The organism is Leucobacter soli, from assembly GCF_042659205.1.
Taxonomy (GTDB): domain Bacteria; phylum Actinomycetota; class Actinomycetes; order Actinomycetales; family Microbacteriaceae; genus Leucobacter; species Leucobacter soli.
This window is the reverse complement of the sequence record NZ_JBHSRW010000086.1, coordinates 1-9,433: the sequence shown is the minus strand read 5'-3', so window position 1 is coordinate 9,433 and position 9,433 is coordinate 1. Positions and strand designations below refer to the sequence as shown.

At 69.3% G+C, this 9,433-nt stretch carries 3 protein-coding genes; 2 read left to right on the top strand and 1 reads right to left on the bottom strand.

Annotation, left to right across the window (positions count from 1 at the left end; translation table 11 throughout):
* On the bottom strand, positions 1-876 hold an 876-nt coding region (locus ACFPZL_RS07180; RefSeq protein ID WP_382334972.1), incomplete at its 3' end, for a 3-methyladenine DNA glycosylase.
* A 195-nt stretch (positions 877-1,071) separates the two neighbouring features.
* On the opposite strand from ACFPZL_RS07180, the gene ACFPZL_RS07175 reads away from it, so the two are divergent.
* Together ACFPZL_RS07175 and ACFPZL_RS07170 are read left to right on the top strand one after the other, a co-directional pair.
* On the top strand, positions 1,072-8,796 hold the full coding sequence (locus ACFPZL_RS07175; protein WP_218115420.1) for a DUF5979 domain-containing protein: 7,725 nt from the start codon (positions 1,072-1,074) through the stop codon (positions 8,794-8,796).
* 55 nt (positions 8,797-8,851) lie between these two features.
* Positions 8,852-9,433: AAA family ATPase (locus tag ACFPZL_RS07170; protein WP_382334970.1), on the top strand; the 582-nt coding region annotated here is incomplete at its 3' end.

Sequence of the window (9,433 nt, the reverse complement as noted above, 5' to 3'; positions counted from 1 at the left end):
GATGGCTTCGAGCACGCGCACGCGCAGGGCGTCGCCGCGCTCCGCGAAGCCCCGCTGCAGTGCCGCATAGCTTCGCTTCCCCTCGGCGGTCTCGATCGGGATCGGCTCGAGCGGCCGTCCGTCCGCACCGCGGTAGCCGCTGACGTCGTAGGGCGAGGCGCGCATGTCGACCTCTCGGATGTCGCGGGCGAGCGCGAAGGCGTCGAGCAGCGTCTCGCCCGGCACGACCGGGCCGAGTTTCGCCGCCCACTTGTAGACGTCCATGCCCGCGTGCAGGCAGCCGGGCTGCTCGAGCTCGGGCTGGGAGTCGCGCGTCGGACGGATCGCGTTCAGCGGCGCCGCGTCGGGGGTGAAGAAGCGGTAGGCGTCGAAATGCGTGCAGACGATGCGATGCGTCTCGACGACGCGGTCGGTGGCGTCGTGGCCGATCCGGAGCGGAAGGCCGACGTGGCGCACCTGCGCGGGGTCGAGCCGGTAGACCATCGCCCACTCGTGCAGGCCGAAGCAGCCGAGCTGGGGTGTTCGGGCGCGCGTGGCCAGGAGCAGGCGCGCCACGTAGTCGACGGTGCCCGCCCGCTTGGCGAGAAAGGCGTCGAGATCGACGGAGGCGGCCCCGGCCTCGTCGATCGCGTAGTACCTCCAGCCGGCTCGATCCGGTGCATCGACGAGGGAGAACCCCGCCCCCGGGTGCCAGCGCCGGAGCTCGTTCGGCTTGACCGAGTAGTAGGTCCAGAGGAAGTCCTCGACCGGGTGGCGCTCGCCCCGTCGCTGCCGCTGCCGGTGGCCGGCGGTCAGCGCGTCGACTCGGTCCTGGTGGGCGCGCTCGCGTTCCCGCCAGGCGGCGATCGCGAGGGCCGTGAGGCGCGGCGGTGTCACCCCACCAGGGTATCGACGTCGACCCGTCGGTTCAGTGAAGGGTGCGGAATGGAGTGCGAGGATGCTAGGTTTGCATTGGGGAGATAAAGGTACTTGTTGTCTGCTTGCTCGGCGGATGCGGGAATCGGCTCGTTCGCGCGCCGATTTTCAGCGATCGCGAGCCGACGGTGTCTTGCCGACTAACAGGGGAAGTAAATGACGAAGCGCACTTCTGCACGACCGATCCGACGGGCGAGCCGTCGACTGCAACTTCGGAAGTGGGTGTCCGCCGTCGCCGCGACCGCGATGGCCGCGGGCATGTTCAGCGCCGCGATCCTGCCGGCGCAGGCCGCTGACCCGACTCCGCCTGTGCTCGAGATCACGAAGTCCGTGATCGTGGACGGAGTCGAGTACGACGTGCCTGTCGCTCCCGAGGTGGAGATCGGCGAGGAATTCCAGTGGCGTATCGAGGTCGTCTGCCACCAGTACGACGAGTACTGCGTGAATGCGACGCTGACGGACGTCATTCCCGATGAGTTCGATATCGTCACGAACTCGATCAACTCGTCGGCGACCGCAGATATCTCTGTCAGCGGCCAGACGGTCTCGATCGCATTCCAGGTGCCGCTGACCGACCCCGCAGGCTCGGTCGGCCTGAGCGCCGGTGCCACGGTGCTGATCCCCGTGAAGCTGAAGCCCATCGACCAGTCGAATAACGGCCGCGTCATCTCGAACTCGGCCACCATCGCCGCCGATAACGCGGATTCGAAGTCGGATGACGCTGAGGTGACGGCAATCGTTCCGCTCGTCGTGCTCGCCGAAGCGACGAAGAACTTCGACCCGACGACTACTCTCGCGACACCCGGCGAGCCCATCGACCTGACCTTCGGCGGGATCAACCAATCGAACGGCGCGGTCGATCGACTGGTGATCCAGGACCCGGCCGACCCGGCGGCCGACCCCAACATCTTCCAGCAGTACCTGCAGATCGAGAGCCTCGAGGACACCGCCTGGCCCGAGGGCGCCACCGAGGCCGTCGTCTCGGTCACGACAGACGGCACGACCTGGACGGCGGCCGACCCCGTCACGGCCGAGGGCGACCTCGCCCTGCCCACGGGTATCGATCCGCATGCGATCCGCGGTATCCGCATCGCCTTCACGGCCCCGAACGCGGCGATCCCTGCGAACGCCGCGACGAGCGTGCAGCTCGCCCTCTCCCAGCGCAGCACGGTCACCGGCATCGCCTCCGACACCACCCTCACCAACACCTCGACCGCGCAGACCGGCGTCGATACGAGCGAGTCGCCGGTCGACGAGCAGGACGCCGGCGTCGTGCTGCGTCCGGCGGGCACCTCCGTCACAGCCTCGAAGAGCTTCTCCCCCGACGAGATCGCCGTCGTCGGTGAGACCACGACGAGCACCGTCACGCTCGGTGCGACGAACTCGGGTACGATCCCGCTCTCGAGCCTCACGATCAACGAACCGAGCGACCCGGCCGACCTCTCCTCGGGCAACCTGCTCGCTCCCGCATTCTCGGGCGGCGGCGTGACGTTCCAGGGCTTCGGCGCTGCCGAATGGCCGCATGAGGCCCAGTCGGTCGAGATCACCTACTACTTCGACGACGGCAGCACCGAGACCCTCACGAGCTCGGTGCTCGACGAGATCCCGGCTGCCACCGATCCCGCGAAGCGCGTCACCGGCTTCAGCATCACCTTCACCGGCGACATCGTGGAGAGCGCAGAGGCGACCGTGCCGTTCACCGTGGAGGCGCCGCCGTCGCTCGACCTCGGTCAGCGCACCGTCACCGGCACGAACGAGATCACCGTCACGGGCGAGACCCCCGGCACCAGCACGCCGAACCCCGACCCGGACACGGCCGACGACGACCTCACGATCTTCGCGGAGCAGATCAACCTGACGACCGAGAAGACGCTGACGCACGACGAGCTGTGGGCGGTGCCCGGGCAGTCGACCACGGCGCAGCTGACCACGACGATCGCCGAGTACCCCTACACCACGACCAACCCGACCGAGGTGATCGTCGACGATCCCTCGAGCCTCGGCCCCGGCGTCGAGCCCTGGTACGAGTACTTCGATGCGACGGCGATCACGCTGACGCAGATCCCCCAGAACGCGACGCTCACCGTGCAGTACCGCGATGCCGCGGGCGACTTCCACGACATCCCCGGAATGGTCGGCATCTCCGGCGCGACGAACGGCATCTTCAGCGCGAGCATCCCCGCAGAGCTGCGCGAGGACATCGTCGGCATCCGCTTCATCTACCGCTCCGACGACGGCTTCACCCCGGGGCAGACGCTGAAGTCCAATGTCACTTTCACCACTCGCGCCGATGAGCGCACGAGCGGCGATCCGATTCCGAGCTCCAACGCCGACCCCGACGACGACACCCCGATCGCGATCGTCGAGAACTGCTCGGCGGCCGAGGCCAGTGCCGGCACCCTCGAGTCGGATCGGGCGGTGGTCGATCCGCCGTGCCCCACGGCCACCCTCAACCCGATCGGCCCCGGCTCAGGGCCCGATATCGAGAAGGACTGGGATCCGAACCTCGCCTTCAGCCATTCCCGTCAGAACACCGCGGTCACCCTGAACTGGTCGGTCGGCGGCGTGCAGGGCCTCGATCAGGTGATCATCGCCGACTCGGAGACCGACCCGGCGACCGGCGCCCCCGCGCAGCTCGGCGCGGCGAGCGCGTTCGACGCCTTCAACCTGACCGCCATCGGTCCGATCACCGATCCGGGCTTCGCATTCGACCAGGTTCAGGTGCAGCTCTACAACGGCAGCGACTGGGTCGACACGACCGTCTGCACCGCGGCCGCACCCTGTTCGGGAACCACGATCCCGGTCATCAACCTGACGACGACCGAGCAGGCGACCACGCAGGCCGTCCGGTTCATCGTGACCGAGAAGCCGGGCCGCACCCAGGCCGATCCCTCGGATCCCGCCGCCGGCACGGGCGTCTCGCTCGGCGGCGGCCGCCAGATCCCGCTGACCCTGCAGCTGCGCGACGCGCTGCGCTCCGACGCGAACCACCCGGTGGTCGAGGGCCCGACGTACAACACGGGTGTGGCGAGCCAGGTGCGGAACACCAGCTCGATCGAGGGCTACGTCGGCGGCGATCGCGAGTATCGCGACGCCGACAGCGAGACCATCACGATCACCGACACCGAGCTCGGAGTCTCGACGTCGAAGACCTGGGCCGGCGGTCCCATCGCGATCCCGCAGGACTGGGACGCCCAGGATCCGCCCTCGACCCGCGTCACCCTGTCGGCGACCAACCAGACCGTCGGCGGGAACGTCGGCGGCCAGGACATCCCCGGTCTCGTCAATGAGCTGCGGATCACCGAACCGGGCGCGCACCCCGGAGACACGGCCCACTCGCCGTTCGAAGCCTTCGACTTGACCGGCTTCTACGCGCTGACCGCGCCGCTCGGCACCACGGGCATCCGCGTCGAGTTCGCGGGCGCGGGCGCTCCCGCCGACGTGACCGGGACGACCGCTGCGAACACGCTGGCCGCGCTGCAGGCGCTCGACCCGAACGAGCTCCGCAATGCGACCGGAGTCACCGTCGTCTACACCGGCAGCATCTCGGCCGGCACGGCGAACGGCACCGGTACCGTGGCCTTCGACCTCGAACTGCGCGAGGACGAGCGCACCTCGGGCGATCCGGTGACGACCGCGGACTCGCCGGTGCGGAACACCGTGCTCGGAACGGTCAGCGACAAGCGCTGGGACGACGACGAGGACGACTTCACGGATGAGACCCTGAGCGACGACGCGTCCGCCCAGGTGCAGCTCAACGCGCAGAACATCTCGGTCACCCCGGGCAAGACCTTCAACCCGACGACGGAGTCCGAGCCCAACAACAACCCGATCACGATGACGCTCAGCGGCACCCCGGGCGGCACCGAGCGCACGATCGCGTTGACGCTCACCGATGACCGCGCAACGTTCTGGAACGCCTACGACTACCTCAACATCGGCAACGCGTTCAACCTTCCCTCATTCGCGCCGAACGCCAACCCGCTGCAGGTCCAGTTCAGCGTCTGCACCGGCCGCGACTTCGAAACGTGGGAGGCGGACGGAGCGCTGGCGACCGCGGGCTGCGAGGCCACCGGAGGCACCTGGTCGGCCTGGTCGGCAAAGCTCAACGTGACGCAAGCGCGTGCGTGGGCGCCGGCCGACGCCTCCGCGGTGGAGGGTATCCGGATCCGGATCACCCGCGACAACGACACCCAGTGGCAGAACCCTGCCGCGCCGACGATCAACGTGCCGATCATGGTCGAGCGACGCGTCGACCTGCGCACCGGTGACCCGGTGCCGTCGACGTTGAACGATGGCGGATCCGCCGCTCCCGGTGAGCCGACCAAGGGTGTGACCGTCAACACCGTGCGCGCCGACGTGGTCGGCGCGTGGGGCGGCACGGCGAACAACTCGGTCGATCGCTCGGTCACCTATCAGCACGCGAACAACGCCGTCGAGGTGCAGAAGCAGCCCACGGGAGTGAAGAGCCCCGGTACGCTGTTCGACTACACCCTGACCGTGCGCAACACCGGCGCGCGCGACATCATCGATCCAGTCATCACGGATCGGCTGCCGTGGAACTCCGCGCTCGGAACCCTCGTGCAGTTCGACCCGGACGATGAGGACACGAGCGATAACTACACCTACGCGCTGAGCGGCACGAACCCGACCGAGGGTACGCCGATGCCGACCGACGCGGCCCAGGTCGCCGTCGCTGAGGATCTGGCGAGCTCATCCCCGACGATCGCCTTCACCTTCGCCCCGGGCACGCGCCTCGCCCCCGGGCAGACCTACACCATCACATTCAAGATGATGTTCGTCGCGGGTGTCACCGAGGGGCTACCGGTCACCAACTCCTTCGACATCAGCGCCGACCGCGTCTGGGACGCCTGCACGGCGCCGACCGGCAGTACGGCGACGCTGAGCGGCGATGCGACCAGTTGCGCAACGACCGCGACCGTGACGCCGCAGCGCCTTGCCGCGATCCGCGCGGTGAAGTCGGTGCGCGCCAACGGCGGGGACGGCAGTTTCAACGACCACGGCTTCGTCGACCCGGCCGTCTGCACTCCGACCCGTGTCGACGCCGATGAGTTCGTCTACCAGCCGTGCGTGCCGCGCACGATGCCGGGCCAGACCGAGGACTGGCGTCTGACGGTCACGAACACCGGCACGACTCCGCTCACCCGGCTCGTCGTGGCCGACCTGCTGCCGACGCCCGGAGACACCACGCTGATGGTCAACTTCGTGCGCAACTCGCAGTGGACGCCGACGCTCACGGGTGCAGAACCGACGGCCAGCATGAGCTTCACCGGCGGCACGCTGACGAGCTACGCCACGACGGCGGCGAAGGCCGATATCTGCATGTCGGTCATCAGCAATCCGACCGATGCGAACTTGGCGTCGTGCCTCGGCTCCACCGCGGCCGACGCTGCGACGAAGTTCATTCCGTTCACCATGATCGAGGACTACGCCGACGTGACGGCCCTGCTGTTCGTGGTCGAGACCGCGGACGGGATGCGCATTCAGCCCGGCCAGGTCACGCGGATCGACTTCGAGACCGAGACCGGCCCCTACAGCCAGCAGACTGCTGACGCCGACCCGCAGGCGCACAACTCGCTGACGGTGTCCGCGAGGTATCTCGACGGAACCGCTGTGCGATCGCTCACCGGACGCGACCAGTCGAACGTCGGCGTCGCCCTGATCACCGGTTCGGTCCGGATCCAGAAGCTGATCACCGGTGATGCGGCCGGCTTCGTGCCGAGCGGGCAGGTGTTCACCGGCACCCTTGAGTGCACCTCGCAGGGCGTGGAGATCCCGGATCGCTCGTTCACCGTGGTCGCAGGGACCCCGACCGTGATCGACCATCTGCCGGCCGGCGCCGTCTGCACGGCGACCGAGACGGCGGCCTCCGGCCAGACCTCCTACGGGGTTTCCGCCGCGGTGACCGTGCCCGACGGCAGAACCGTCGCGGCCCCCGCGGACCTGCCGGCGCTCACGATCACCAACGTGTACGAGCTGACCGAGCTCGCGGTTCGCAAGACCGTGGATACCGATGCGGACGAGTTCCCGACCGGATTCTCCTTCACGGCGAGCTGCACCTTCCTCGGACAGCCGATCGAGCTGGACCCGGACGACGCGGAGTTCACCCTGGACCACGACGGCGAGCACGTCATCAGCGGACTGCCGGTGAACGCGTCCTGCACGATCACCGAGACCGGCGCGCGCGGCGCGGACTCGACCACGGTCGAGGCCGAATCGCTCGACTCCGAGGACGAGCCGCACGGCACGGTCGTCGAGTCGGGGACGTCGGCGACGATCACGGGCCTCGCCCGGATCGACGGGACGAACAGCGTCGAGTTCACCAACGTCTACGGCGAGCAGGCGGCGGTCCGCGTAGAGAAGTCGCTCGTGGGCGGCGCGGCGGACATCGCTGCAGACAAGAGCTTCGTCATCGAGGTGCTCTGCACCTTCGAGGGCGAGACCCTGCTCGACACCACGCTGACGCTGCACCGCGGCAACGGCTGGGGCGAGACGCTGTCCTCGCTCGTCGCGGGCGCCGAGTGCACCATCACGGAGCCGAGCCTGAACGGCGCCGATGAGGTCATCATCACGCCGAACGACGGCACGGACACGACGACCGGCACGATCACGATCCCGACGGAGGCCACCGAGCCGGTGCTGGTCGACGTCACGAACCGCTTCCTCGCGGGGTCGCTCGAGGTGACGAAGTCGGTGACCGGCGACGGCGCCCAGCAGTACGGCACGGGCGACTTCACCGTCACCCTGGTCTGCACGCTCGACGACGAAACGGTCCGCGTTATCGACGGCGCCGACCGCACCGTCAGCGCCGCGGATCCGGTCGCCGAGTACACCGGGCTGCCCAACGGCGCGGAGTGCACGCTGACCGAGACGAGCACCGCCGGCGCGACCGAGAGCCGCATGCGGCTCGACGGCGACGAGTGGACGTCGATCGATCCCGGCATCACGTTCACCGTGGTGGCCGACCCCGCCGAGACGGCGGACGACGATCAGGCGCAGGCGCCGATCGAGGTGGAGAACCGCTTCGACCTGGCCGAGGTGTCCGTGACCAAGACGGTCGAGAGCGATGCGGTGGACGCGGACGGCGAGTCGATCGGCTTCGGCCCGTTCGAGATCCAGCTCGGCTGCACCTTCCTCGGCGAGCCGATCGAGGTGGCCGACGCGGTGCGCAGCATCGAGGACGGCGAGACCGTGACCTGGATCGACCTGCCCGCGGGCGCGATCTGCGCGGCCGAGGAGACCGACACGGCCGACGCCGACGAGGTCTGGTTCGCCCAGCTCGCGAGCGACAGCACCGAGGTGCGCACCGACGGCGCCGTGCTGGAGTTCGCCCCGCTCGTCGCGGTCGGCGGCGAGGACGCGAACGAGGCCGAGCTCGTGAACCGCTTCGACAGCACCGCGCTGACGATCGCGAAGGTGGTCGACGGCGACGATGCGGCCTCGGCCGCCGGTGCCGTGTTCGAGTTCGAGCTCGTCTGCACGCTGACCGATGCCACCCGACCCGACGGTGCCGAGGTCTGGAACGGCACGCTCGAGGTCTCCGCAGCCACGGACTGGCGCGCAGAGGTGCCGGCCCTCGCGACGGGCGCCGAGTGCGAGATCGTCGAGACCGAGACGGGCGGTGCGAACCGCACTGCGATCGCGATCGACGGTGAGCGCATCGGCGGCGACAGCGCGAGCTTCACCGCGGACGAGACCGAGATCGAGCTGACGGTGACCAACACCTTCCGCGCCGACCTCCTGTCGACGGGCGCCGCAGGCCTCGGCGCGCTCGGCGCGCTCGCTCTGCTCGCGCTCGTCGGCGGTATGGTCGCGATCCTGGTCGCGCGCCGCCGACGGGAGACGAGCGGGGCGGAGTGATCCACGCCTGACCCGCTCGTGCGGCGTTGTCGGCTGCAGCCGATAGCCTGAGTGCATGGACTTCTGGGGCGAGATCGTCGGGCAGGGCGCAGCCGTCGCCGCGCTCGAGCGCGCCGCATCGCCAGAGGGCGAACGCGAGCTGGCGCACGCCTGGCTCATCACCGGCCCGCCCGGTTCCGGTCGCTCGAACCTGGCGCTGCGCTTCGCCGCCGCGCTCGTCGCACGCGCCCCCGAAGACCGTGAGCAAGCCTATGCGCAGGTGCAGGCCCGGGCGCACCCCGATGTGGCGCTGCTCACGACGCAGAAGGTCATGATCGGCATCGACGACGTGCGCGACATCGTCACCACGGCTCACTACGCGCCCGCGACGGGCCGATATCGCGTGATCGTGATCGAGGACGCGGATCGCATGCCCGCGCGAACCTCCAACGTGCTGCTGAAGGCGCTCGAAGAGCCGCCCGAGCGCACGGTCTGGCTGCTCTGCGCCCCGAGCGAGGCCGACCTGCTGCCGACGATCCGCTCGCGGGCCCGATCACTGCGGCTGGTCACACCGACCGCCGCAGAGGTGGCCCGGCTGCTGCACGAGCGCGACGGCGTTCCCCTCGACGCCGCGGAGCGCGCGGCCCGGCTGGCGCAG